Origin of the sequence: Mycobacterium sp. NS-7484 (assembly GCF_001953975.1) — a bacterium.
Lineage (GTDB): Bacteria > Actinomycetota > Actinomycetes > Mycobacteriales > Mycobacteriaceae > Mycobacterium.
Genome location: NZ_MBEJ01000062.1, coordinates 39651 through 63648 on the forward strand (window position 1 = coordinate 39651; position 23998 = coordinate 63648).

General features: G+C 67.2%; 27 protein-coding genes. 9 read left to right on the top strand and 18 right to left on the bottom strand.

The features are described 5' to 3' along the window. Positions 1-9: 9 nt before the first annotated feature. Genes A5733_RS10885 through A5733_RS10895 form a run of 3 tightly spaced genes read right to left on the bottom strand, consistent with a single transcriptional unit; the run spans position 10 to position 2985 of the window. Entirely contained in the window at positions 10-855 is an 846-nt protein-coding gene (locus tag A5733_RS10885) for a sugar phosphate isomerase/epimerase (protein ID WP_067776060.1), read from the bottom strand. A gap of 34 nt (positions 856-889) precedes the next feature. Continuing rightward, positions 890-1984, bottom strand: a complete 1095-nt coding sequence (locus A5733_RS10890; protein WP_076240114.1) for an FUSC family protein — start codon at positions 1982-1984, stop codon at positions 890-892. A gap of 2 nt (positions 1985-1986) precedes the next feature. Beyond that, complete coding sequence (locus tag A5733_RS10895; RefSeq protein WP_076240115.1) at positions 1987-2985, bottom strand: Ppx/GppA phosphatase family protein; 999 nt, start codon at positions 2983-2985, stop codon at positions 1987-1989. A gap of 152 nt (positions 2986-3137) precedes the next feature. On the opposite strand from A5733_RS10895, the gene A5733_RS10900 reads away from it, so the two are divergent. After that, on the top strand, positions 3138-3914 hold the full coding sequence (locus A5733_RS10900) for a hypothetical protein (RefSeq protein ID WP_076240116.1): 777 nt from the start codon (positions 3138-3140) through the stop codon (positions 3912-3914). Positions 3915-3922: 8 nt separating this feature from the next. Here the strand turns inward: A5733_RS10900 and regX are convergent, their stop codons facing one another. The 6 genes from regX to A5733_RS10930 form a co-directional block, all read right to left on the bottom strand. After that, on the bottom strand, positions 3923-4609 hold the full coding sequence (gene regX, locus A5733_RS10905; protein ID WP_067776073.1) for a two-component sensory transduction protein RegX: 687 nt from the start codon (positions 4607-4609) through the stop codon (positions 3923-3925). Between the two features lie 8 nt (positions 4610-4617). Continuing rightward, positions 4618-5805: a cell wall metabolism sensor histidine kinase WalK gene (locus A5733_RS10910; protein ID WP_067776075.1), complete on the bottom strand. Its 1188-nt coding sequence runs from the start codon at positions 5803-5805 to the stop codon at positions 4618-4620. Positions 5806-5947: 142 nt separating this feature from the next. Continuing rightward, positions 5948-6700 (bottom strand): phosphoglyceromutase, encoded by a 753-nt coding sequence (locus tag A5733_RS10915; protein ID WP_076240117.1) that lies wholly within the window; start codon positions 6698-6700, stop codon positions 5948-5950. Between the two features lie 14 nt (positions 6701-6714). Beyond that, positions 6715-7215 (bottom strand): YbjN domain-containing protein, encoded by a 501-nt coding sequence (locus A5733_RS10920; protein WP_076240118.1) that lies wholly within the window; start codon positions 7213-7215, stop codon positions 6715-6717. After that, positions 7212-8516 (bottom strand): D-inositol-3-phosphate glycosyltransferase, encoded by a 1305-nt coding sequence (gene mshA / locus A5733_RS10925; RefSeq protein ID WP_067776081.1) that lies wholly within the window; start codon positions 8514-8516, stop codon positions 7212-7214. The genes A5733_RS10920 and mshA overlap by 4 nt, the downstream gene beginning before the upstream one ends. A 10-nt stretch (positions 8517-8526) precedes the next feature. After that, the gene (locus A5733_RS10930; RefSeq protein WP_231965840.1) at positions 8527-9795 is read right to left on the bottom strand and encodes an ROK family protein; all 1269 of its coding nucleotides are present in this window, start codon (positions 9793-9795) and stop codon (positions 8527-8529) included. Positions 9796-10070: 275 nt separating this feature from the next. Between A5733_RS10930 and A5733_RS10935 the strand changes: the two genes are divergently transcribed. Beyond that, positions 10071-10826, top strand: coding sequence for an SDR family oxidoreductase (locus A5733_RS10935; RefSeq protein WP_076240120.1), 756 nt, complete (start codon positions 10071-10073; stop codon positions 10824-10826). A 71-nt stretch (positions 10827-10897) separates the two neighbouring features. Here A5733_RS10935 and A5733_RS10940 read toward each other — a convergent pair whose 3' ends face one another. Both A5733_RS10940 and A5733_RS10945 read right to left on the bottom strand, forming a co-directional pair. After that, the gene (locus A5733_RS10940; RefSeq protein WP_076240121.1) at positions 10898-12226 is read right to left on the bottom strand and encodes an Ig-like domain-containing protein; all 1329 of its coding nucleotides are present in this window, start codon (positions 12224-12226) and stop codon (positions 10898-10900) included. Positions 12227-12232: 6 nt separating this feature from the next. Next, on the bottom strand, positions 12233-13327 hold the full coding sequence (locus tag A5733_RS10945; protein ID WP_076240122.1) for a UDP-N-acetylmuramate dehydrogenase: 1095 nt from the start codon (positions 13325-13327) through the stop codon (positions 12233-12235). A gap of 26 nt (positions 13328-13353) precedes the next feature. Here A5733_RS10945 and A5733_RS10950 point away from each other — a divergent pair, with 26 nt between their 5' ends. From A5733_RS10950 to A5733_RS10970, 5 genes are read left to right on the top strand one after another with little or no spacing between them, the layout of a single operon-like run. Beyond that, entirely contained in the window at positions 13354-13860 is a 507-nt protein-coding gene (locus A5733_RS10950) for a DUF2505 domain-containing protein (RefSeq protein ID WP_076240123.1), read from the top strand. Positions 13861-13883: 23 nt separating this feature from the next. Continuing rightward, positions 13884-14396 (top strand): DUF2505 domain-containing protein, encoded by a 513-nt coding sequence (locus tag A5733_RS10955; RefSeq protein ID WP_142253926.1) that lies wholly within the window; start codon positions 13884-13886, stop codon positions 14394-14396. Continuing rightward, positions 14371-15180: a class I SAM-dependent methyltransferase gene (locus A5733_RS10960; protein ID WP_076240124.1), complete on the top strand. Its 810-nt coding sequence runs from the start codon at positions 14371-14373 to the stop codon at positions 15178-15180. Before A5733_RS10955 ends, A5733_RS10960 begins: the two co-directional genes overlap by 26 nt. A 28-nt stretch (positions 15181-15208) precedes the next feature. Then, the gene (locus tag A5733_RS10965; RefSeq protein WP_076240125.1) at positions 15209-16024 is read left to right on the top strand and encodes a carbon-nitrogen hydrolase family protein; all 816 of its coding nucleotides are present in this window, start codon (positions 15209-15211) and stop codon (positions 16022-16024) included. Next, positions 16021-16923 (top strand): DUF2993 domain-containing protein, encoded by a 903-nt coding sequence (locus A5733_RS10970; RefSeq protein WP_076240126.1) that lies wholly within the window; start codon positions 16021-16023, stop codon positions 16921-16923. The genes A5733_RS10965 and A5733_RS10970 overlap by 4 nt, the downstream gene beginning before the upstream one ends. 19 nt (positions 16924-16942) lie before the next feature. Here the strand turns inward: A5733_RS10970 and A5733_RS10975 are convergent, their stop codons facing one another. From A5733_RS10975 to A5733_RS10995, 5 genes are all read right to left on the bottom strand, one after another. Further along, positions 16943-17353, bottom strand: coding sequence for a DUF2599 domain-containing protein (locus A5733_RS10975; RefSeq protein WP_076240127.1), 411 nt, complete (start codon positions 17351-17353; stop codon positions 16943-16945). A gap of 4 nt (positions 17354-17357) precedes the next feature. Next, positions 17358-17642 (bottom strand): DUF2516 family protein, encoded by a 285-nt coding sequence (locus A5733_RS10980; protein ID WP_067776111.1) that lies wholly within the window; start codon positions 17640-17642, stop codon positions 17358-17360. Positions 17643-17716: 74 nt separating this feature from the next. Further along, positions 17717-18343 (bottom strand): heparin-binding hemagglutinin, encoded by a 627-nt coding sequence (locus tag A5733_RS10985; protein WP_067776114.1) that lies wholly within the window; start codon positions 18341-18343, stop codon positions 17717-17719. Between the two features lie 61 nt (positions 18344-18404). Next, on the bottom strand, positions 18405-18809 hold the full coding sequence (locus A5733_RS10990) for a helix-turn-helix domain-containing protein (protein ID WP_076199156.1): 405 nt from the start codon (positions 18807-18809) through the stop codon (positions 18405-18407). Between the two features lie 89 nt (positions 18810-18898). Next, the gene (locus A5733_RS10995) at positions 18899-20227 is read right to left on the bottom strand and encodes a DUF445 domain-containing protein (protein WP_076240174.1); all 1329 of its coding nucleotides are present in this window, start codon (positions 20225-20227) and stop codon (positions 18899-18901) included. A 106-nt stretch (positions 20228-20333) separates the two neighbouring features. Here A5733_RS10995 and A5733_RS11000 point away from each other — a divergent pair, with 106 nt between their 5' ends. Together A5733_RS11000 and A5733_RS11005 are read left to right on the top strand one after the other, a co-directional pair. Next, a complete protein-coding gene (locus A5733_RS11000; RefSeq protein ID WP_067776120.1) occupies positions 20334-21035 on the top strand; it encodes a TetR/AcrR family transcriptional regulator in 702 nt (233 codons plus the stop codon). 4 nt (positions 21036-21039) lie between these two features. Further along, the gene (locus A5733_RS11005) at positions 21040-21906 is read left to right on the top strand and encodes a polyphosphate kinase 2 family protein (protein ID WP_076240128.1); all 867 of its coding nucleotides are present in this window, start codon (positions 21040-21042) and stop codon (positions 21904-21906) included. 130 nt (positions 21907-22036) lie between these two features. Here the strand turns inward: A5733_RS11005 and A5733_RS11010 are convergent, their stop codons facing one another. After that, a complete protein-coding gene (locus tag A5733_RS11010; protein WP_067776125.1) occupies positions 22037-22912 on the bottom strand; it encodes a cyclopropane mycolic acid synthase family methyltransferase in 876 nt (291 codons plus the stop codon). A gap of 162 nt (positions 22913-23074) precedes the next feature. Beyond that, positions 23075-23935 carry a 3-hydroxybutyryl-CoA dehydrogenase gene (locus A5733_RS11015; protein ID WP_076240129.1) on the bottom strand — a complete coding sequence of 287 codons (861 nt, stop codon included), beginning with the start codon at positions 23933-23935 and terminating at the stop codon, positions 23075-23077. Positions 23936-23998 lie beyond the last annotated feature (63 nt).

Below are 23998 nucleotides of genomic sequence, written 5' to 3' on the forward strand. Positions count from 1 at the left end.
AAATGGCGGTCAACGCAACAGGTGCGCGCGGGCGAACTGCAACGACTCGGCGAGCAGCGCCTCGCGTTCGGACGCCGTCTTGGCTGCCGAGGTGGTCACCTCCAGCACGACGTGGCCGGAGAAGTTGCCCGTGGCCAGCATCTGGCACACCTCGGCGACGGGTTGAGTGCCGCGTCCGGGCACCAGATGCTCGTCGGTGGAGGATCCCTTGCCGTCACACAGGTGCAGGTGCACCAGGCCGTCGCCCATGCGCTGTGCCATCTCCATCGCATCGGTACCTGCCGTCGCGGTATGGCTCAGGTCGAGGGTGTAGTGCGCGTGGTTGCCGTCCAGCGGATCGTAGGACGGAGCGAACGCCGAGATGCCCGGGCCGGGACCACCGCCGCGCTTGCGCATCCGTTCGATGGAGGTGCCGCCCGAACCGAAGAACCGGTCGGCCCGGAACGGGAACATGTTTTCCACGGCCACCAACACGTCGCTGTCGGCTTCGAGTTGGGCCACCTGATCGCTGAACCCGTCGGCGTAGCGCCGCTGCCAGCGGAACGGCGGATGCACGACGACCGTCTGCGCGCCCAGTTCCTCGGCGGCGCGCACGCTGCGCTCCAACTTCGGGATGGGGTTGGCTCCCCAGACCCGCTGCGAGATCAGCAGGCACGGCGCGTGGACGGACAACACCGGCACGCCGTAATCGGCCGACAGCTTCTGTACCGCGGAGATGTCCTGGCTGACCGATTCGGCCCAGACCATGAGTTCGACACCGTCGTACCCGAGCCGGGCCGCGTACTCGAAAGCAGCCTCCGTCCTCAGCGGATAGACCGAGGCAGTGGACAGACCGACCTTGATGGCTGGGCGCACAGAGGTAATTGTGTACTGAGGCCGTGCCGCCGACTCAGCTCGCCTGCAGCAGCGCCAGCGGTCCGAAGGTCACCAGCGCCCCCACCGCCACCGCGGTCAGCGTGCTGCCGATGTCCTCGGTCTTGCGGACCACGCGCACACCACCAGCCAGGCCGAGGATCACCAGCACGCCGAGCACCAGCGCGACGATGGTGTTCCACTTCCACAGCTGATCGAAGGCGACGAACAGGCCGGCGCCGAAGGCCACCGCGATGATGCACTGACCGACGATCCACAACCCGCGGACCAGCGGCGAGCTGGCAGTCTCTTCGTCACCGAAGTCGTCGTGCTCGTCGCGGTCGTCGAACTCGGTGTCGGCCTCGCTCTCGGCCGGGTCCTCGGCACCGGACTCCTCGCCGAACAGGGGACGCAGCGACGAGTACGAGCCGTCGCCGTAGTCGCCATAGTCGTCGTAGTCGCGGTAGACGGAGTCGTCGGTCGCGTCGACATCGTCGATGTCGCCGGCGTCGTCGACGGCGGTGACGTCATCGAGGTCGTCGAGGCCGGATTCGACCAGCCCGTCGGCGTCCGCCTGGGCCGCATCCTCGGTGAAGTCGTAGAGCGGGTCGGGGCTCATCCGCTCGGCGCCGGTGCCGGAAGACTCGTAGTCGCGGGCCGGCCGCTTGGCCGGGGCACGGCGCGGCCGCGGGCGGAACTCGACGGGCTCGGGATCGGCCTCGCGCGCCGCCAGATGCGCGTCGTAGTCGTCTTCGGCGTCGGTCCGCGCCTCCGGCTCCACCGGCCGCGCGAATGGCTTACCGCGGACCGGCTGCGGACGCGGCCCGCCGTTACGTCCGGGCGCGGGCCGTGGTTCATCGCGAGGCTCGTCCCGGATGGGTGCCACCACGGTGGTGTCCACCAGCGGGTCCGGCTGGGGCACGGGCTCGTCGCGGTCCTGGTCGAGCTCGATGTCGTCGGTGATGACGGGAATCTCGCCGGTGAGCTCGGCGACGGTCACGGCGTCGCTGTTACCGCGACGACGCCGACGACGTCCGCCGACCGGCGGCGCGCCGATCGTCCCGTTCTTTGCCAGCAACTCCGCTACCGAGATCGGTCGGGTGCCGGATGGGCTGTTCTCTGGTCCTGTCATACCTATGTTGCCTTTGGGGCTAGCTTTTCCTTACGTCCAGCATCCCGCGCCGACGTCTCTACCAAGGCTGTGCCGTCGGCCTCGCTGTCGAGTTTCCGCAGAATCAACCCCTCTCGCAACGCCCAGGGGCAAATGTCGACGGAATCGATCTCCAGTGCTCGCATGCTAGCTTCAGCTACCAAAGCACCGGCCACGATCTGTGGTGCGCGCTCGGCGCTCACCCCTTCCAGTTCGGCACGGTCAGCCGCAGTCATCCTAGAGATGAAAGCTATGAGCTGTCTTAATCCGGCCGCCGTGAGGGTTCGCTTGACCCGAGGGCCGGCTCCGGACGGGGCCGCGCCGGTGAGCCGGGCCAGTGAGCGGAAAGTCTTCGAGCTCGCGACCGCCAGATCCGGAGTCCCGGCCCGGCGCAGGGTGGCACCGGCGTCGGCCAGTTCGGTGGCCAGCCAATCTCGGAGCATCGCGACGCGGCGCCGCCCAGGCGGGTCTTCGGTCAGCCACTCCCTGGTCAACCGGCCCGCCCCCAGCGGCAGCGAGAGCGCCACCTCGGGCTCTTCGTCGACTCCGCTGGACAACTCCAGTGAGCCCCCGCCGATGTCGATGTTGACGATGCGCCCCGCACTCCAGCCGTACCAGCGGCGCACCGCCAGAAACGTCAGGCGGGATTCGTCGACCCCGCTGAGCACCCCCAGCGACACCCCGGTCTCGGCTCGGACCCTGGCCAGCACCTCCTCCGAGTTGGTGGCATCACGCACCGCCGAGGTGGCAAACGCCATCAGCTCGGCGCAGCCCGAGCTCGTCGCGATCTTGGCGAACTCGTCGACCGTGGCGACCAGACTGTCGGCGCCCTTGCGGGTGAGCTTGCCCGAATCGTCGATGGCCTCGGCGAGCCGCAGCGCGGCCTTGGTGGAGCTCATCGGGGTCGGATGTCCGCCACGGCGGGCATCCACCACGAGGAGATGCACCGTGTTACTCCCGACATCGAGCACGCCTAACCGCACTGCACCAACCTAACGGCAGCCGGGCGGCGCATCGTGGCCGGACCACCCGCTGCTGTCATGGCGGCGGATCCGCCGGTGTGGCGCAACACACTCTCGGCGATCGTGGCGCGGTTGGGAAATGCGTTCAGGCATATGGGAGTAGCGTTTGCGCCGTGACAGAAGTGCATCCAGGTGAGGTGGAACTCGACTTTGCCCGCGAGTGGGTGGAGTTCTACGACCCCGAGGACCCGACGCATCTGATCGCGGCCGATATGACCTGGCTGCTGTCCCGCTGGACGTGCGTCTTCGGTACGCCGGCGTGCAAGGGCACCGTCGAGGGCCGCCCGGACGACGGATGTTGTTCGCATGGCGCGTTCCTCTCTGATGACGACGACCGCGCGCGCCTCGACGACGCGGTCGCACAGCTGACCGACGAAGACTGGCAGTTCCGGGAGAAAGGCCTGGGCCGCAAGGGTTACCTCGAAGACGACGAGTACGACGGGAAACCCAACCTGCGCACCCGAAAGTACAAGGGCGCCTGCATCTTCCTGAACCGTCCAGGTTTCCCCGGCGGGATCGGATGTGCGCTGCACAGCAAGGCCCTCAAACTCGGCGTCGAGCCGCTGACCATGAAGCCCGACGTGTGCTGGCAGTTGCCGATCCGGCGCAGCCAGGAGTGGGTCACCCGGCCCGACGAGACCCAGATCCTGCGGACCGTCATCACCGAATACGACCGGCGCGGCTGGGGCGAGGGCGGTGCGGACCTGCACTGGTACTGCACCGGCGACCCTGCCGCCCACGTCGGCGCCCGCCCGGTGTTCGAGTCCTACGCACCCGAACTCACCGCGGTGCTCGGCGAGAAGGCCTACGCCGAGCTGGCCGCGATGTGCCGGCGCCGCGGCGCGTTGGGGTTGGTCGCCGTGCATCCCGCGACCCGCGCCGCCGAGTAACCGGCGGCTCAACCCTCCAGCTTGTACCCCAGGCCGCGCACGGTGACCAGGTGCACCGGGTTGGCCGGGTCGGATTCGATCTTGGAGCGCAGCCGCTTGACGTGCACGTCGAGGGTCTTGGTGTCCCCGACATAGTCGGCGCCCCAGACCCGGTCGATCAGCTGACCGCGGGTGAGCACCCGGCCGCTGTTGCGCATCAGGTACTCGAGTAGGTCGAATTCCTTGAGCGGCAACGTGATCTGCTCTCCGTTGACGCTGACCACGTGCCGTTCCACATCCATCCGCACCGGGCCGGCCTCCAACACCCCGTCGCCGATGCCGGTGTCGTCGGTGTCGGCGCCGCGGCGCAGCACCGCACGGATCCGCGCGATCAGCTCACGGGCCGAATACGGTTTGGTGACATAGTCATCGGCGCCCAGCTCGAGGCCGACGACCTTGTCGATCTCACTGTCTCGCGCGGTCACCATGATCACCGGCACGCTGGACCGGGCCCGCAGTTGCTTGCACACATCGGTACCGCTCATCCCGGGCAACATCAGATCCAGCAGGACGATATCGGCGCCGGAGCGCTCGAATTCGGCCAGGGCAGAGGGACCGTCGGACACCACGGTGGCCTCGAAGCCCTCCTTGCGGAGCAGGAATGCCAAAGGATCGGCCAGCGACTCCTCGTCCTCCACGATCAACACGCTGGTCATCGGTCTCGCTAATCCTCTCGGTCGGCTGAGCCACCTACGGACTCATCGGTTTCGGGATAGGCCGGGATCGACAAGGTGAACGTCGACCCGGTGCCCGGCTGACTCCACAGCCGGATGGTTCCGTTGTGGTTGGCGGCCACGTGTTTGACGATCGCCAGGCCCAATCCGGTGCCACCGGTGGCGCGCGATCGGGCCTTGTCGACCCGGAAGAACCGCTCGAAGACCCGCTCCTGATCGGCCTTGGCGATCCCGATGCCGCGGTCGGTGACCGCGATCTCGACGCTGCCACCGCGCCGACGCCGGCTGATGGATATGCCAGAACCGTTGGGCGAGTAGGCGATTGCGTTGGAGACGAGATTCGCCAAGGCCGTCACCAACAGGGTCTCGTCCCCGAGCACCCGGAAGCCGGTCGGCGCGTCGGTGGTGATCGAGATGTCGGCCTTGTCGGCGGCCACCTTGTGGCGCGACAGCGCTTCGAACACCACCGTGTCGACGTCGACAGCGGTCAGATCGGGCAGCCGTTCGGCGCCCTGCAACCGGGACAGCTCGATCAGCTCGCCGACCATGTCGGCCAGCCGCTGCGATTCGGCCACCATCTTGTCGGAGAACCGGCGCACCATGTCCGGGTCGTCGGCGGAGGCCTGCAGCGCCTCGGCCAGCACCCGCATCGCGCCCACCGGGGTCTTGAGTTCATGGCTGACGTTGGCGACGAAGTCCCGTCGGGTGGCTTCCATCCGCGCGTGCTCGGACTGGTCGTCGGCGTAGACGACGGCGAACCGGTGGTCGTCTGCGGTCAACGGTCGCACCCAGCCACGCACCGATATCCCCGAGCGTCCCGGATGGGTCAGCTTGCGGGGCGAGAGGTCGACCTCGACGGCCTGGCCGGTGGCGAACACCTGCTCGGCGGCACGCCAGGCCCGGTCGTCGAGCAGACGATCGCGCACGACGCCGAGTTCGGCGGCCCGGTCGTTGGCGTACACCACGTCATTGAAGGTGTCGACGACGACGATGCCGTTGGGCGACACCGAGACGATGTGCTGCAACATCTGCGACACCGTCAGACCGGCCGCGTCGGCCTCGCGACGTTTGCGACGGGCCACGATGCGGGGTGCGACTACGGCGGCCACACCCGCACCGACGATCAGCGCGAGCAACGACACGACCGCCGTCAGCAGTAACGCCGACACCAAGCTCACGCGAAAATCGTACGCATCCGGTGAACGTCATCCCAGCAGCGTGCGGCCAAAACGGGACAAGTCACACCGACAAATACAGGTGTTCGGCTGTCGTTAACCCGCGGTCACCTGCTGTTCGCCCGCCGGCCCGCGTGTCAGCGAACTACTTCTTGGCGCCCTGGGCGGCGACCGCGGCAGCCCCGGCGGCGGCGGCCTCCGGATCGAGGTAGGCCCCACCGGCCACCAGCGGCTTGAGGTTGTCGTCGAGGTCGTAGCGCAGCGGGATGCCGGTCGGGATGTTCAGGCCGACAACCTCCTCGTCGGACATCTGATCGAGGTACTTGACCAGCGCACGCAGCGAGTTCCCATGCGCGGCGATCAGCACGGTCTTGCCGGCCTTCAAATCGGGCACGATCGTGCTCTCGTAGTACGGCACGAACCGCTCCACCACGTCCTTGAGGCATTCGGTCAGCGGGCCGCCGCTGATGTCGGCGTAGCGCGGGTCGGAGTCCTGGCTGAACTCGCTGCCCTTCTCGATCGGCGGCGGCGGGGTGTCGTAGCTGCGTCGCCACGCCATGAACTGCTCTTCGCCGTACTTTTCCTTGGTGGCGGCCTTGTCCAGGCCCTGCAGCGCGCCGTAGTGCCGCTCGTTGAGCCGCCAGTCGCGGTGTACCGGGATCCAGTGCCGGTCGGCGGCATCGAGCGCCAGGTTCGCGGTGGTGATCGCGCGGCGCAGCAGCGAGGTGTAGACGACGTCGGGCAGCACGCCCTGCTCGACCAGCAGCTGGCCGCCGCGGATCGCTTCGGCTCGGCCCTTGTCGGTGAGGTCGACGTCGACCCATCCGGTGAACAGGTTCTTCTGGTTCCAGTCGCTCTCACCGTGGCGGAGCAGGATCAGCGTCGGCATGACGCTCATCCTGTCATAGCTGGTCAGTCGTCGATCAGGTGCTCGAACGCTTCGAGGTTCTTCAGCGACTCACCGCGTGAGACCCGCCACTCCCACTCTTTCTGGATCGACGAGCGGAAACCCAACTCCAGCAAGGTGTTGAAATCGGAGTCGACGGCCTCGAGCACCTGGCCGAGCACCCGGTCGATCTCCTCGGCAGTGACCGCGTGCAGGGCCATCCGGCCGACGAGATAGATGTCGCCGACGTTGTCCAGCGTGTAGGCGACGCCGTAAAGCCTGCGGTTGCGCTTGAGCAGGAAGCGGTAGACGCCTTCGAAGTTCTCGTCGGGCTTGCGGCACACGAACGCCTCGACCCGTACCGAATGCTCACCGATGCTCAGGATGGTGTTGGTCTTGAGCTTGCGCTCCCCCGGCAGCTCCACGACGATGCCGGGCAGCCCGCCGCGGGCACCTTTGTGGTGGTGGTAGACGAGTTCGTGTTCATCGAGGGTGTCGGTGATGATCTTCGCGACGTCTTCGCTCATGCCCGCACCCCCCGGCGCAACCCGAACCGCCGCGCGGTCCGGCGGGCGGCCGGCCTGCGGTGCTTGGACCGGTAGTCGGACATCGCGTGGGCGTAGCTGCCCAGCAGGGCATCGACGGTGTGCGCCCAGGAGAACTGCGCGGCGTGGGCCGCCGCGGCCGCCCGCAGCGGCCCCGGATCACGTTGCAGGACCCCGTCGATCGTGGCGGCCCAGTCGTCGAGATCGTGGCCGTCGACCAAAGCGCCGCTGACCCCGTCGGCCACCGCAACGGGCAGCCCGCCGACCGCGGCCGCCACCACCGGCGTGCCGCAGGCTTGGGCCTCGACGGCGACCAGGCCGAAAGACTCCGAATAGCTGGGCACCGCGACCAGATCGGCGGCGCGGTACACGTTGACCACTTGTTCGCGGGACTGCGGGGGCAGGAATGTCACGCGATCGGTGATACCCAGTTCGTCGGCCAGACGAATCAGGGTGTCGGGCTCGGCCAAACCGGAACCGGACGGCCCGCCGGCCACCAATACCCGGACGCCGGGCAACTTGGCGGCAGCCCGCAACAGGATGTCCGGCGCTTTCAGCGGCTGAATCCGCCCCACGAAGGCGACCACCTTCTCGTCGGGCGCGATGCCCAGCCCCGCCCGCGCGGCGGCGCGATCTCCGGGGGTGAAGGCGTCGAGATCGACACCCGGATGCACCACATCGATGCGCCCCCGGTCGGCGTGATGTAACGAAACAAGTTGCTGCGCTTCGTGTTCGGTGTTGACGATCAGCCGGTCGGCCTCGTCGACCACCTGTTGCTCGCCCACCGCACGCAGCGGCGGCTCCGGTGAGTCACCGGCGGCCAGGGCGGCGTTCTTCACCGCGGCCAGCGTGTGCGCGGTGTGCACCAACGGCACCGCCCAGCGGTCGCGGGCCAGCCAACCGACCTGACCGGACAACCAGTAGTGCGAATGCACGACGTCGTAGTAGCCGGGCTCATGGGTCGCTTCGGCGCGCAGCACCCCGGCGGTGAAAGCGCACAGCTGGGTGGGCAGGTCGTATTTGTCCAGCCCCTCGAACGGTCCGGCCACCACGTTGCGCACCACCACGCCGGGGGCCACGGACACCACCGGGGCGTCCGACGACGAGGTGGCCCGGGTGAACACCTCCACCTCGACGCCGCGACGGGCCAGTTGCAACGCCGTCTGCAACACGTAGACGTTCATCCCGCCGGCATCACCCGTCCCCGGTTGCGCCAGCGGCGAGGTATGCACGGACAACACCGCGACGCGGCGGGGAGTCTCGAGGTCTGCAGCTAGACGCACACCTCTATGTCTACACTGCCGCCGTACCGACCCCGCTGGCCGATCGCCGGGTCTCGGCGCGCCGCATGGCGCCGATCGGATCGGCGTACAGCCCGCCCAGCGAAACGATGCCGGCGCTGGCTTCCTGGACGCGGTTGCCGAAGGCCGTGACCCGAATATCGCGGGGCCCCAGCACCGAACGCCGTGCCACGGCCTCCTCGACGACGGGCATGCCCTCGGGGTATTCGGTGAAGGCCTGGCCGCCGAGCACCAGATCGTCGGGGTTGAGCAGATCCCGCAGCAGAGCGACGGCCTCGCCGAGCACACGAGCCCGATCGGCGAGCAACTCGACCGCCTTCTCGTTGCCTTGGCGGGCGGCGCGCAGCACCGCAGGCAATGTCGACGACGGCCCCTCGGCCGGGATGATCCGCAGCTTGCGCGCCGCGGTGAGCACCGCTTCGTCACTCACCGTCGATTCCAATTGTCCTGAGCCACCGAGCAATTCGGACTGGGCCGGCAGACCTGCGATGGTGCCGGGGCCGCTGGCCGGCGAGTGCACACGGCCGTCGATGGACAGCGCATAGCCGACGGTTTCGCGGGCGTAGAAATAGAGACTGGTCCGAGCCTGGGTGCCGACGGACTCCGGGGCACGCCGTCCACCCAGCAGGAGTTCGGCACCGGCCATCGCGTCCACGTGCGAGGCCACCGACACCGGCAGCCCGAGGGCTTCGCCGAGCACCGGGCCCACCGGGGCGTCGACCCAGCCCAGCCTCGGATGGTCGAGGTAGCCGGTGGCGCTGTCGACGACACCACCGGCGGCGATACCGACCCACAACGGGCGACGGCGGTGCCAGCGGCTCAGGTAACGCCGCGCACTGGCGGCCAACGTGGCCAGCGCCGCGGACTGGGGACCCGACGGCGTCGGCGTCTCGACGGCGTCGAGGGTGCGGCCGAACAGATCCGTGGCGACGATGCTGGTGGCACGCGCACCGATGTGGATACCGAGGGTCAGATAGGGCTCGTGGTTGACCTCGACGGGAACGCGGGGCCGTCCGATGGCGCCGGATACCGCGAGATCGGCGCGTTCCCGAAGGACGCCGGCCTCCAGCAGCGCGGTGACCTGGCGGTTGACGGTGGCGATGCTCAACTGCGTGTGCTGGGCAATGGCGTCACGGGCGATCGGCCCGCGGGCGCGCGCCGCGCTGAACACCGACGCCGCGGCGGCATCGGGCACCTTGAGCGACGGGGCGACGATGTGTAGCAGCCGCGATTGCGGGTAACGCGAGGCGGCGGGGGCCAGGGGCCGGGCCTTGCGCGCCAGGGAGCCGGACGCGGTGGAGGGACGGGCGGAGGTACGGCGGGAAGCGGCGATGGCGGTGGTCACGTGAGTGGTCCTTACTGAGTGTCGGCTGGTGGGTGGAAACCACACCTGGCGACTCAGCAGGACGGGAAAACGGTGTCCGGGATCGTCTCAGGCGCGGCGAAGTGCGCAACAACAACACGCACGCCGCGCGAAGCGGGACTTCAGACTCCGAGACACACGAAGAATCTAGCACGCCATCTAATGTTGGCCAGATGACGACACCACAGTCCGACAAACGAGTGGCAGTGGTCACCGGCGCCAGCGCCGGTATCGGTGCCGCCACCGCCAAAAGCCTTGCCGCCCTGGGCTTTCACGTAGTTTGCGTGGCCCGCCGGGCAGACCGGATCCAGGCCGTGGCCGACGAGATCGGCGGCACCGCGATCGTGGCCGACGTCACAGATCAGGCCGCGGTCGACGCCTTGGCCGCCCAGCTGGACCGGGTGGACGTGCTGGTGAACAACGCCGGCGGGGCCCGCGGGCTGGAGTCGGTGGCCGACGCCGATATCGACCACTGGCGGTGGATGTGGGAGGCGAACGTCCTGGGCACGCTGCGCGTCACGCGTGCGCTGCTGCCCAAGCTGATCGACTCCGGCGACGGGCTGATCATCACCGTCACCTCGATCGCCGCCGTCGAGATCTACGACAACGGGGCGGGCTACACCTCGGCGAAACACGCCCAGGGGGTGTTGCACCGCACCCTGCGCAGCGAGTTGCTCGGAAAACCAGTGCGGCTCACCGAAGTTGCGCCCGGCATGGTGCAGACGGACTTCTCGCTGAACCGCTTCGACGGCGACGAGCAGCGGGCCGAGAAGGTCTACCAGGGCGTCACGCCGTTGGTCGCCGAGGACATCGCCGAGGTGATCGGATTCGTGGCCTCCCGGCCGGCCCACGTCGACCTGGACCTGATCGTGGTGCGTCCGCGGGATCAGGTCAGCGGGGCCACCGGGTCGCGCTTCAACCGGTCCTGACCACCGCGAACGTGACGTCAGGGTCGTTGCCGTGACGGCACAACGACCCTGGCGTCATTTTCGGCGCGGGTTTAACCGCCCGGCGCGGGCTTCGGCGGCGTCGTGGTGGTGGGCGTACCGGACAGGGTGGGCGCATCCGTCGGCGTCGCCGGCGCGGAGGCCGGCAGGTTCGACGGGGCATCCCGTGAGGACAGCGCCGACATCGACTTCCACTCGTTCCAGTCCACCGCCCAGTCCCAGATGTCGCCGTCGGCGTAGGACAACTGGATGCGGGTGCCGGTGACCTCGACCGGGTCGCCGTACATCGCGCTGTTGAAGTACTGCTGCGAGTTCTCCAGGTTCAGGTTGATGCAGCCGTTGGTGACGTTCGTATTGCCTTGGGAATTGATGCTGTTCGGATTGCAGTGGATGAACTCGCCGTTGTTGGAGATCCGCACGGCGAAGCGCTCGTGCACATTGCTGTATCCGGCGGCCGGGTTGGTCATCCAGAAGTCCTCGTACTTCTCGGTGACCACGTGGATTCCGCTGCGGGTGACGTTGCGGTCCAGATCTCCTTCGCCGTAGCTGCACGGGAAGTCCATGATCACCGCGCCGGAGCCGTCGAGAACCTGGATGCGGTGGCTGGAGGCCTCGGCCTTGACCACCTGGCGCCGCCCGATCTCGAAATCGAGCGTGGAGTCGGCCGCACCGTAGGCGTCCTCACCGAAGCTGACGCCGTACAGCGGGGCCTTGACGCTGACTTTGGTGCCGGCCGGGAAATACTCCCGGCTGCGCCAGTGCACGCGCGAGCCGCCGGCCTCGTCGGGCAACCACGCCCAGCTGCCCTCGACGGGCGGGGTGGTGGTGACCTGGAGGGCTTTTTCCACCGTGGCGCGGTACTGGTCGTCGATCGCGGCGTCGAACTGCAGGATGATCGGCGCGGCCACCCCGACCACCTGACCGTCGGCCAGCTGGAACTGCCCGCTGACCTGTTTCTGCGGGGCGACGGTGCTGAACTTGCCCTGCACCTGCTGAGCCTTGCCGTCCTCGCCGACCACCGAGCCGGCCCAGGTGTAGGTGGCGTCGTAGCCGAGCGGTTCGGTGACAGTGAATGCGGTGCGGTCGCTGTTGAATTTGCCGGCGACCACCTTGCCGGCCGCGTTGGTCAGGCTGACGCGCTGGAACCAACCGTCGGCGACCTTGACCCCAACCGGCGCGGTGGGCAACACATCCTCGGAGTCGACGGAGGGCTCGTACGTCACCGTCGGCGCTGCCGGCTCCTTGTCCTCAGGGGCGGAAATCGGCGATTCACCCGAGCAGGCGGCCAGTAATCCGGCCCCCACTCCGACGGTCAGAACCGTCAGGGCACGCCGCCGACTGAACAACGGCGCGTCGGCCTCTATATCACCGGCAGGGCTCACGTGGACCTAGGGTACCGATAGATCGCACCCGATCAGAATCGGTTCAGGCTGCAGCACGATCCCGAACCGGTCCAAAACCCCGGCTTGTACCGTCCTGGCCAGCGCAATCACGTCCGCACTGTTCGCCTCGCCACGGTTGGTCAACGCCAGCGCATGTTTGGTGGACAAGCGGGCGGCAGCGCCGTCGCCGGGGTAGCCCTTGCCGAAGCCGGCCTGCTCGACGAGCCAGCCGGCGGCCAGCTTCACACCGTCGGGCGCGGGGTAGTGCGGCACGGCTCCGGCGCCGGACTCCGCGGCGGTGGCCTGTACCCGTTCGAACTCGGCCTGCGACACCACCGGGTTGGTGAAGAACGATCCGACGCTCCAGGTGTCGTGGTCGCTCGCGTCGAGCACCATGCCTTTGCCCGCACGCAACCCGAGCACGGTGTGGCGAACCCGCATCGGGTCGGCCCGCTGCCCCGGCTCGACACCGAGCGCGGCGGCCAGCTCGCGGTAGCGCAGCGGGGCACTTCTGGTGTCCAGGGGCCCGTCGGCGTTCAAGGTGAACTCGACCTCGAGCACGATGACGGCATCGGAGTGTTTGAGAGTACTTGTGCGGTAACCGAATTGAAGTTCCTGCGGGTGCGCCCAGCGGACTTCGCCGGTGCGCCGGTCCAGCAGGCGGACCCGGCTGATGGTGTCGGCCACCTCGGCGCCGTAGGCACCCACGTTCTGCACCGGGGTGGCCCCGGCCGAGCCCGGGATGCCGGACAGACATTCCAACCCGCCCAGGCCATGCTGCAGAGAGGCGACGACGACGTCGTCGAACACCGCGCCGGCCTCGGCCCGCAGCACATTGCCGTCGACGGTGATCGCGGTGTTGGCCACCCGCACCACGGTCAACTCGGGCATGGTGTCGGCCAGGTCGTCGGCCAGCACCACATTCGAGCCGCCGGCCAGCACCAGGATCGGATCGGCCACCGCGCGCAGTACGTCGATCAGCTGCTCGGTGCTGGTGCAGGTGAGCACCCGGCGCGCCACCGGCCCCACCCGCAGCGTGGTCAGCGGGGCCAGCGCAACCGCCTCGTCCACGGCGACACCGGCAACATACGAACTGACCACGGCCCGTAACGGTAGCCTGACCAGCTATGCCGCGATCATTCGACATGGCCACCGACTATGAAGGCAGCGTCGAACAGGTCCATCGGGCATTCGGTGACGAACGGTATTGGCTGGCCCGCCTCGCCGATTCGGGGGCTGACGAGGCCACACTGGACGCCCTGACCACGGCCGCTGACGGCGGTATCGGCGTGGTGACCACCCAGACCTTGCGCGCCGACCGGTTGCCCGGCGTGGTGTCGCAGTTTCACCGTGGCGACCTGAACATCCGGCGCGAGGAGCATTGGGAGCCGATCCGGGACGGCGTGTCCCGCGGCACGGTCGAGGGTTCGATCCCCGGCGCGCCGGTGTCCTTGTCGGGCACCGCGACGCTGACCGGGACCGACACGGGATCGCGGCTGTCGGTGCACCTCACGGTCGAGGTCAAGGTGCCGTTGGTCGGCGGCAAGATCGAGGGTTTCATCGGCTCACAGCTGACCGACCTGTTGATCGCCGAGCAGCGCTTCACCTCGGTGTGGATCGCCGAGCGCGGCTGACCCCGGCGGTACGGTCGATAGCCATGAGCCGTTCCCGGCAGTCCACGATGGCGTTTGACGCAGCCGCCGAAACGGTCTACGCGGCCTTCGCGAGCGACGACTACTGGCAGGCCCTGATGGACCGCTACGACGAACTGACGCCCGGGAAATCGGACATCACCGAGTTCAGCTCCGACGAACGTGGGATCGAGGTCGAGTTCCGCCAGGTGCTGCCACGCGCGGAGTTGCCGCCGATCGTGCGGTCGGTGATCCCGCTCGACCTGGCCATCACCCGCAGGCAGTCGTTCGGACCGTTCGACCAGGGCGGCGTGAACGGCCGCTACACCGCGTCGGTTTCGCGCGCCCCGGGCCGGCTCGACGGCCGGTATGCGCTGACCGACCTGACCGCGGGCAGCCGGCTGCAGGTTGACAGCCGGTGCAAGGTGCCGATGCCCCTGGTCGGCGGCAAGCTCGAAGATCTGGTCCTGCAGTCGGTCAACGACGTGTTGACCATCGAGGGGGCGTTCACCGCTGGCTGGATCGCCGAGCAGTTCTAGGCCCGTCGGGGCAGTCACCCGCGGCACCACCGGATACAACCGGCTGCGCCGCAGCGACCGATGGCTGGTGCACTCACCGCGGGTGCGCTCGGTCTTGCGGGCCGCGGTCGATCCACTGGTCGTCGATCTGGGCTACGGCGCGCTGCCGGTCACCACGCTCGAGTTGGCCGCACGGCTGCAGTCGATACGCCCCGATGTGCGCGTGGTCGGCCTGGAGATCCACCCAGAACGGGTCGCCACCGCCCGGGCGGTGGCGGACGGCACCGATGTGCAGTTTGCGCTCGGCGGGTTCGAGTTGGCCGGGCTGCAACCGGTGTTGGTGCGCGCGTTCAACGTGTTGCGGCAATATCCGGTTGACGCGGTGCCGGACGCCTGGGCGACCATGACGCGCCGGCTTGCCCCGGGTGGGTTGATCGTCGACGGCACGTGTGACGAGCTGGGCCGCCGATGCTGCTGGGTGCTGCTGGACGCCGACGGGCCGGTGAGTTTCACCCTGGCCTGCGATCCGTTCAGCATCGAACGGCCCTCGGACCTGGCCGAACGCCTGCCCAAGGTACTCATTCACCACAACGTCGAGGGCCAGCCGATCCATGAGCTGCTCAGTGCTGCGGACCGGGCCTGGGCGAGCGCGGCCGGGCACGGCGTGTTCGGTCCCCGGGTGCGCTGGCGGGCCATGTTGGAGTTGTTGCGTGGCCAGGGCTATCCGGTGGCGGCGCCACGTCGTCGGATGCGTGACGGGGTGCTCACGGTCCCCTGGGTGACCGTGGCGCCGGCCACGCATTGAGCACCGTGGCACCACTAAGCTGAGACGCATGCGAATTGCCCTGGCGCAGATCGCCACCGGCACGGACCCGTCGTCGAACCTGACGCTGGTCGACGAGTTCACCCGCCGCGCGGCTGATGACGGCGCCCGGTTGGTGTTGTTCCCCGAGGCCACCATGTGCCGGTTCGGGGTACCGCTGGGCCCGGTGGCCGAGAAGCTCGACGGCCCCTGGGCGACCGCGGTACGTGAGATCGCCGCGAAGGCCGGTGTCGTCGTGGTGGCCGGGATGTTCGCTCCCGGAGACGACGGACGGGTGACCAACACCCTGATCGCGACCGGACCCGGTGTGGAGGCGCATTACCACAAGATCCATCTCTACGACGCCTTCGGCTTCGCCGAATCACGCACGGTGGCACCGGGTTTCGAGCCCGTGACGATCACCGTCGACGGCGCCACGGTGGGCTTGACCACCTGCTACGACATCCGGTTCCCCGAGCTCTACGTCGAGCTCGCGCGACGCGGCGCACAGTTGATCACCGTGCACGCCTCCTGGGGCGCCGGGCCCGGCAAGCTCGACCAGTGGACCCTGCTGGCCCGGGCCCGGGCGCTGGACACCACGGGCTTCATCGCCGCGGTGGACCAGGCGTATCCGGGTGACGAGATCGCCAAGGCCGGGCCGACAGGGGTCGGCGGCAGCCTGGTGGCCTCCCCCACCGGTGAGGTCCTCGCCGCGGCCGGTGCCGAGCCGCAGTTGCTGGTGTCCGACGTCGACCTCGAGGCCGCCAGCGGGGTCCGCGATGCCATCGCGGTGCTGCAGAACCGCTCACAGTTCGCTCAGTTCGGTAAGGCACAATCGCTGGGGTGACCGATCCCTGGGCCCGCCCGTCCGACCAGTCCCCGCCCGCACCTCAAGAACCGCCGGCACAGCCGTCGTCGCAGGAGCAGCCGGTCCAGCAGCCCCAGGTGGAGCAGCCCGCACCGGCGCAACCCGGGCCGCCGGACTCGTCGGCCCTGGCCAAGGTGAAGCGGCTGCTGTCGGACCCGCTCTCGGTGGTCCTGGTCGTGGTGATCGTGGTGGCCCTGGTGGCCGCCGGAATTCTCGGCGGTGAGCTGTACGCCCGCAGTCGCGCCGACAAGATCGTCGCCTCGATCGTGGAGTGCATCGTCCAGGACGGCGCCAAGGCGTCGTTCGACCCGCTGCCGCCGTTCCTGCTGCAGCACGTGAGCGGCCACTACACCAACATCAACATCGAGACCGCGGGAAATCAGATCCGCGATGCCAAGGGCATGAAGGTCAAGCTCGGCATCAAGGACGTCCGCATCAAGGAGACCGCCGACGCCAGTGGCACGGTGGGCTCCCTGGTCGCCGACATCACCTGGAACACCGACGGCATCCGCCAGACCGTGGCCGACATGGTGAGCCTGCCGTTCGTCGGCTCGGCGATCTCGGATGTGCGGACCAACCCGTCGAACGGGACCATCGAGCTCAAGGGTCTGCTCGGCACCATCACGGCCAAGCCCACGGTGGTCAACAAGGGCATCTCGCTGCAGATCGTCGATCTGAGTGCCATCGGTCTGTCCTGGCCGCGGGAGACCCTGCAGCCGATCCTGGACAAGTTCACCGCCCAGATCACCGAGAACTATCCGATGGGAATCCACGCCGACAGCGTGCAGGTGACCGACAGTGGCGTCGTGGCGAAGTTCTCGACCACGAACGCGGCAATGCCCAAGGGCCAAGAGGACCCCTGCTTCGCGAAGCTCTAGCTCCGGCTTTTCCGGCGGGTCAGAACGGTTCCTCGGTACCGCCGGGATTGCACCCGGTGGCCAGCATCATCTCGGGGCTGACCTCGGGCCGCCACGGTTCGAGATTCCAGCTGGTCTTGCCCGGCTCGGCGAGTTCGGCGAAGGTCCAGTGGCACAGGAACTGCTCACGCATTCCGGGAAGGTCGGCGTCCGGCGACAACGCCAGGACCTCGGCCCAGGCCTGATCGGCCTCGACGGTGGTGCCGGGTTGGCGGGTCAGCGTGCGGGCGGTGTCGGTCGGGTAGACCCGCAGGCTCGACAGGTCACCCCACTTGGCCCATTCGACATGGTCGACGTAGACGTGGTCGACGGCGGCTGCGGCCGGAGCGAACGTCAGCGCTGCGCCCAGCACCACACCTGCCGCGCCGAGCGCGGCCAGTGACGAACGCATCGGTTCAGCGCGACTTTCCCTGGATTTCGAGCAGCTTGGGCCGGACATCGACGAGGTAGATACCGGTGGCGCAGGCCGAGATCGCCGCGCCGAAAACACCGCCCAACAACAGCGTCAGGACCACACCCACGCCCAGGATGACCAACCACACCGGCTTGGTCAGCTTGCCGGTGGCCGTGTAGGCGTCCGGACGCTGCATCGCCGCATGCACGAAGGCGTAAACACCTACGAGAGCGACCAAGTACGTGAGCGCTGAAAGAATGACGCCCGCAAGGTTGGCAAGTTGCACCTCACCAGCCTATGCGGGCGTCATCTCAGCGTCGACCGACAGGGCCCCACACCCCTGCCGGCCGGCGCACTGACTTACTTCTGGGTGACCTTCTTGGCCGGGGCCTTCTTCGCCGGAGCCTTCTTGGCCGGGGCGGCCTTCTTGGCGGCCGGGGCGGCGGCCTTCTTGGCCGGCGCCGGGGCCGGAGCAGCCTTCTTCTCGGGAGCGGACTTCTTCGGCAGCTCCACGCCCACCAGCTTGGCGGCACGCTCACCGACGGCGCGGGTCTGCGAGGCCACGGTGCCCAGTGCGTCCTGGGTCAGCTCGGTGACCTGGTCGGTGTAGCCCTCGACCCGGTTGGCGGCTTCCTCGATGGCCGGCTGGTTGCGCAGGCGCTCCAGCGCCGCCTCGCCGCGCTCGACGAGCTTGTTGTAGGTGGCGGTGGCCTGATCGGCGTAGCCCTCGGCGGCCTTGCGCAGCTCCTCGGAGGTGAACTTGTCGCGCAGCTCCTCGAACTGGGTGGGCAGGTCTTCCTGCAGCTTGTTCAGCCGGGCGCGGCCTTCCTCGACGCGGCCCTGGGCGTCGGTGCGCGCATCCTCGGCCCGCTCACGCAGGCTGGCGACGATCTCGTTGACCGTGGCCAGGGCCAGGTCGGCGGCGCCGACTGCGGCGAGCAGCGGGGCCTTGAGGTCTTCGATGGTGGGCTGGTTCTTCTCGGTCATGCGAGTTCCTTTCTGATTGGTCTGTTTTCGTCTGAGTGGTTATCGGGAAGGACGTGGGGTGTCAGTCAGTCGGCTCAGTTGTCGGCTCCTCACCTGCGTCGGCTTCGTTCTGCTGGCGAAACGAGGTGTAGATGTCGAGCAGCACCTGCTTCTGCCGCTCGGTGATCCCCGCATCGTTGACGATGGCGTCGCGGACCTCGCTGGGCTCACTGGGTTCCAAGATCCCGGCGCGCACATAGAGCACTTCCGCGGACACCCGCAGCGCCTTCGCGATCTGGTTGAGCACGTCGGCTGAGGGTTTGCGCAATCCCCGTTCGATCTGACTCAGGTAGGGATTGCTGACGCCGGCCTTTTCGGCCAGCTGCCGAACAGATACCTGTGCCGCCTCACGCTGGGCACGGATGAAGCTCCCGATGTCCTGCGCAGCGTTGGAGACGACAGCAGCGAGATTCTCGTCTTGCGCCATGTCATTCCCCTCGTAGCCCGGGTATCCGTTAACGACAATTTTCACGCTACGACGGGGTGCTAACTTTTGCAAGCACTAGTTAGCGCAGGTCAGAAGAGTAGTTGCGCTATCGAATAGATGACCAGACCCGCCAGTGACCCCACCACGGTGCCGTTGATCCGGATGAACTGCAGGTCACGACCCACGTGGAGCTCGATCCGCCGGCTGGCCTCGTCGGCGTCCCAGCGTTCGATGGTCTCGGTGATGATCGCTGTGATCTCCGTCCCATACTCGCCCACCAAGTGTTTCGCACCGCGGATGATCCAGCTGTCGACCTTGTCCCGCAGCTCGGCGTCGTCGCGCAACGACTCCCCGATGCGCATCACCGAATCGGCGATCCGGGTGCGCAGCGCCGAGGACGGGTCGTCCACCGATTCCAGGATGATCCGCTTGGCCGCCGCCCAGGCCGTCTCCGCGGCCCGGGCCACCTCGTCGCGACCCATGAGTTGTTCCTTGACGTTCTCGGCCCGCTGGATCGTCGCCTCGTCGTGCTGCAGGTCGTCGGCGAACTCGAACAGGAACCTCGTCGCCGAACGGCGCAGCTCGTGCTCGGGATTACGGCGCACCTTGTCGGTGAAATCCATCAGCTCGCGGTGGATGCGGTCGCCGACGAGATGATCCACCCAACGCGGCGACCACGTCGGCGAATCCCGCTCGATCACCCGCTCGATGACCTCACCGGCGTTCAGCGACCACTGGAAGGCCCGGTCACACAGCAGCTGGATCAACGCCTCCTGCCGGCCCTCCTGCAGCAGCGTCGAGAGCACCCGGCCGATGGGCGGACCCCACTTGGGCTCGGCGATGCGCTTGACGATCATCCGGTCGAGGACATGCTGAACGTCCTCGTCGCGCAGCATCTCCACCCCGACGCGCAGCACCGTGGACGCCTCGGCGGCCACCCGCTCGGCGTGCGGACGGTCAGACAGCCACTTGCCGAGCCGGCCCGCCACCTGCGCGTCACGCAGTTTGGTGGCGATCACCTCCGGGGACATGAAGTTCTCCCGGACGAACGTGCCCAGCCCCTCCCCCAGCTGGTCTTTCTTGCGCTTGATGATGGCGGTGTGCGGGATCGGCAGACCGAGGGGGTGTTTGAACAACGCCGTCACGGCGAACCAGTCCGCCAGGGCACCGACCATGCCGGCCTCGGCCGCGGCCCGCACATATCCCACCCAACCACCGGCGCCGCGGGACTGCGCCCAGGTGCAGAGCAGGAAGATCACGGTGGCCCCGAGCAGGAAACTCAGCGCCACCAGCTTCATGCGCCGCAAAGCCCGGAGCCGTTCGGCGTCGGCGGCACTGTCCGCCCCGGCCAGCGTCTCGGCAAAACTGGGCCGCGGGGAAGGCAACGCGCGCAAACCGGCGTCCGATCGATGTGCCACGTATCCATCATCCACAACTGCGCCGATTCGGCGTCGCACCCACAGGTCCGCAGCCCCCGATCCGCCGTACTATTAAGCGGAACTAGGGAATGGGATTACTGCGACTGTGGCACAGCAGACTCCGGTGACGGTGAAAACCGACGGACGAAAGCGGCGCTGGCACCAGCACAAGGTGGAGCGCCGTAATGAACTCGTAGACGGCACCCTCGAGGCGATCCGGCGCCGAGGCAGCAATGTCAGCATGGACGAAATCGCCGCGGAGATCGGCGTCTCCAAGACCGTGCTCTACCGGTACTTCGTCGACAAGAACGACCTGACCACCGCAGTCATGATGCGGTTCGCCCAGACCACGTTGATCCCGAACATGGCCGCGGCTCTGTCGTCGAACCTCGACGGGTTCGACCTGACCCGCGAAATCATCAAGGTCTACGTCGAAACCGTTGCCGCCGAGCCGGAACCGTATCGCTTCGTGATGGCGAACAACTCCGCCAGCAAGAGCAAGGCGGTCGCCGACTCCGAGCAGATCATCGCTCGCATGCTGGCCGTGATGCTGCGTCGGCGGATGGCGCAGGTCGGCATGGACACCCGGGGCGCCGAAGCGTGGGCATTTCACACCGTCGGCGGGGTCCAACTGGCCACCCACTCGTGGATGTCGAATCCGCGCATGAGCACCGACGATCTGATCGATTACCTGACCATGCTGTCCTGGAACGCGTTGTGCGGCATCGTCGAAGTCGGCGGCTCGCTGGAGAAGTTCAACTCGCAGCCACACCCATCTCCGGTATTGCCGCGTCAACTGCTTGACTGAACGGGTGAGCAAGGACGATCTGCCTACCCTGTGGACCCACGAACCACGCGAACACCTGATATTCCGCCCCGGAGACAAAGTCGCGCACATCGACACCAACAGCACACCGGGATTTCGCGGAACCAAGAGCGATGCGCCCACCCTGCAGACCGAACGCAATCTGCGGCTGGCGTCGCTACAGGAGATGCTCTACGCCCGGTCCAAAAGTGGTGACGACAACCGCTCGGTTCTGCTGATCCTGCAGGGCATGGACACCGCCGGCAAGGGCGGAATCGTGAAACACGTTGTGGGCGCGGCAAATCCGCAGGGGGTTCGATACACCAGCTTCGGCAAACCGTCCGAGGAAGAACGCGCCCACCACTACCTGTGGCGGATTCGCAACGCCCTTCCCCCGGCCGGTCACATCGGGGTGTTCGACCGCTCGCACTACGAGGACGTGCTCGTCGTGCGCGTCCACAACCTGGTGCCACCGGACGTCTGGGGCGCCCGCTACGACGAGATCAACGCCTTCGAACGCGAGTTGGTCGATGCCGGCACCACATTGGTGAAGGTCGCGATGTTCGTCTCGCTGGCCGAACAGAAGGACCGCCTGGCCGAGCGGCTGGAACGGCCGGACAAGTATTGGAAATACAACCCGGCCGACATCGACGAACGCCTGCTGTGGCCCAAATACCAAGAGGCCTACCAGGCCATGCTGGACAAGACCTCCACCGACTATGCACCGTGGCACATCGTGCCGTGCGACAAGAAGTGGTACAGCCGGCTGGCCATCACCGAACTGCTCATCGAAGCCCTCAAGGGCCTCAACATGTCATGGCCGCCACCGGACTTCGACGTCGAGGTGGAGAAGAAGCGGTTGGCTGGCGCCTGATTTCTCTGGTCGTGCGTCGAGATTGAGCCCAGGGACAGGAATCGTGCGGGTCCTGTCCCTGTGTGCAATTTCGGTGCGCCAAGCACACAAAACTGCCCCCGACAGACGTCGGGGGCAGTTTTTGGAAAAACTACTTGACGAGCGTGAACTGACCGATGTTGGTGATGCCCCGACGGAAGAAGTCGGCGCAACCGGTCAGGTACTTCATGTAGCGGTCGTAGACCTCCTGGCCCTGCATGGCGATGGCCTCGTCCTTGGCCGCCTCGAGGTTGGCCGCCCACATGTCCAGCGTGCGCGCGTAGTGCGGACGCAGCAGGTGGATGCGCTCGAGCTTGAAGCCCGAATCGTCGGCGAGCTTCTCGATGTCCTCGACCGCGGGCAGCTGCCCACCGGGGAAGATCTCCTCGCCGATGAACTTCATGAACTTCAGGTCGCTGATCGTCAGCTTGATCCCGTTTTCCCGGAAGTACGCCTGGGTGTGGGCCAGGATCGTGTGCAGCAGCATCCGGCCGCCGTTCTCCGGCAGGATGCTGTAGGCGCGCTCGAAGAAGATCGGGTAACGCTCCTGCTTGAACGCCTCGAACGCACCGATCGAGACGATGCGGTCGACGGGCTCGTCGAACTCTTCCCAACCCTGCAGCCGGATGTCGATGCTGCGGTTGGTGTCGATCTTGGCCAGCCGCTCACGGGCGTATTCCGACTGCGCCTTGCTCAGCGTGATGCCGATGACGTTCACGTCGAACTTGGTGATGGCCCGCTCCAGGGCGCCGCCCCAGCCGCAGCCGATGTCGAGCAGCGTCATGCCCGGCTTGAGATCGAGCTTGCCCAGCGCCAGATCGAACTTGGCGTTCTGCGACTCGTCGAGGGTCATGTCCTCGCGTTCGTAGTAGCCGCAGGTGTAACCCATGGTGTTCCCCAGGAACAGGGCGAAGAAATCGTTGGAGATGTCGTAAATCGACTGCGATTCTTCGTAATACGGCGCCAGTTCGGACTCGACGTTGGACATGCGAAAATTTACCTCTTTGCGTTTTCTGCTGCTGACGACCGACGGTTTGGGGCCGACGCGTGTTTTTCACGCAGACTCGTTTGAGTGAGCCAGCAGGCCCTACTGTGGCTAGACTAGCTAAGCCTCGGCCAGAGTGCCAGCGCGGGTTGCGTCATGACGTGCTCAGTACTTGTAGAAGCCCTGGCCCGATTTTTTGCCGAGCTGCCCGGCTTCGACCATCCGCAACAACAGCGGCGGTGCGGCGTACAAAGGCTCTTTGAACTCGTCAAACATCTTGTCGGCGATGAGTTTGAGGGTGTCCAGACCAACCAGGTCGGACAACCGCAGTGGGCCCATCGGATGTGAAAGCCCCGCCACGATCGCCTTGTCGACATCGTCAATTGTGGCAAACCCACCCTCGACCATCCGGATGGCCGACAACAGGTACGGCACCAGCAACGCATTGACCACGAAACCGGACCGGTCAGAACAACGCACGACCTGTTTTCCGAGGACCGTCCCGGCGAATTCCTCGACGCGCTCGGCGGCGGCATCTGCGGTCACCAGAGTGCTGACCAATTCGACCAACGGCAACACCGGAACCGGGTTGAAGAAGTGCAGACCGAGAACCCTGTGAGGATTCTGGGTAGCTGCTGCCAGTTTCATGATCGGGATGCTGGAGGTGTTGGAGGCCAGCACCGCATCGGGGTCGGTGATGACGCTGTCCAGCTCGGCGAAGATCTTGGCCTTGACGTTCTCGTCCTCGATGACGGCCTCGATGACCAGCTGACGGTCGGCGAGATCGGCGAGCGTCGTGGTGAAGTTCAGCTTGGCCAGCGCGGCGTCCTTCTCGCGCTCGGTGACCTTGCCGGCGCTGACTGCGCGCTCGAGCGACTTGGTGATGCGGTTGCGGCCGGCGGTGACCAGCGCGTCGTTGGTCTCGAACACCAGCACGTCGACGCCCGCGCGGGCCGACACCTCGGCGATACCCGCGCCCATCTGGCCGGCGCCGATCACGCCTACTCGTTTAATTTGATTGCTCACGGCTTCTCTTTCTATACGCAGACAGGCCCCGCCCAAAACCTCTGGGCGGGGCCTGTGCGGTTA

Excerpts from the sequence above, each read along its gene's own strand:
- A5733_RS10890 (WP_076240114.1), bottom strand. The coding sequence starts at position 1,984 with ATGACAGGACCAGAGAACAGCCCATCCGGCACCCGACCGATCTCGGTA.
- regX (WP_067776073.1), bottom strand. The coding sequence starts at position 4,609 with ATGACCAGCGTGTTGATCGTGGAGGACGAGGAGTCGCTGGCCGATCCT.
- A5733_RS10915 (WP_076240117.1), bottom strand. The coding sequence starts at position 6,700 with ATGAGCGTCATGCCGACGCTGATCCTGCTCCGCCACGGTGAGAGCGAC.
- A5733_RS10920 (WP_076240118.1), bottom strand. The coding sequence starts at position 7,215 with ATGAGCGAAGACGTCGCGAAGATCATCACCGACACCCTCGATGAACAC.
- A5733_RS10935 (WP_076240120.1), top strand. The coding sequence starts at position 10,071 with ATGACGACACCACAGTCCGACAAACGAGTGGCAGTGGTCACCGGCGCC.
- A5733_RS10950 (WP_076240123.1), top strand. The coding sequence starts at position 13,354 with ATGCCGCGATCATTCGACATGGCCACCGACTATGAAGGCAGCGTCGAA.
- A5733_RS10955 (WP_142253926.1), top strand. The coding sequence starts at position 13,884 with ATGAGCCGTTCCCGGCAGTCCACGATGGCGTTTGACGCAGCCGCCGAA.
- A5733_RS10965 (WP_076240125.1), top strand. The coding sequence starts at position 15,209 with ATGCGAATTGCCCTGGCGCAGATCGCCACCGGCACGGACCCGTCGTCG.
- A5733_RS10975 (WP_076240127.1), bottom strand. The coding sequence starts at position 17,353 with ATGCGTTCGTCACTGGCCGCGCTCGGCGCGGCAGGTGTGGTGCTGGGC.
- A5733_RS10985 (WP_067776114.1), bottom strand. The coding sequence starts at position 18,343 with ATGACCGAGAAGAACCAGCCCACCATCGAAGACCTCAAGGCCCCGCTG.
- A5733_RS10990 (WP_076199156.1), bottom strand. The coding sequence starts at position 18,809 with ATGGCGCAAGACGAGAATCTCGCTGCTGTCGTCTCCAACGCTGCGCAG.
- A5733_RS11010 (WP_067776125.1), bottom strand. The coding sequence starts at position 22,912 with ATGTCCAACGTCGAGTCCGAACTGGCGCCGTATTACGAAGAATCGCAG.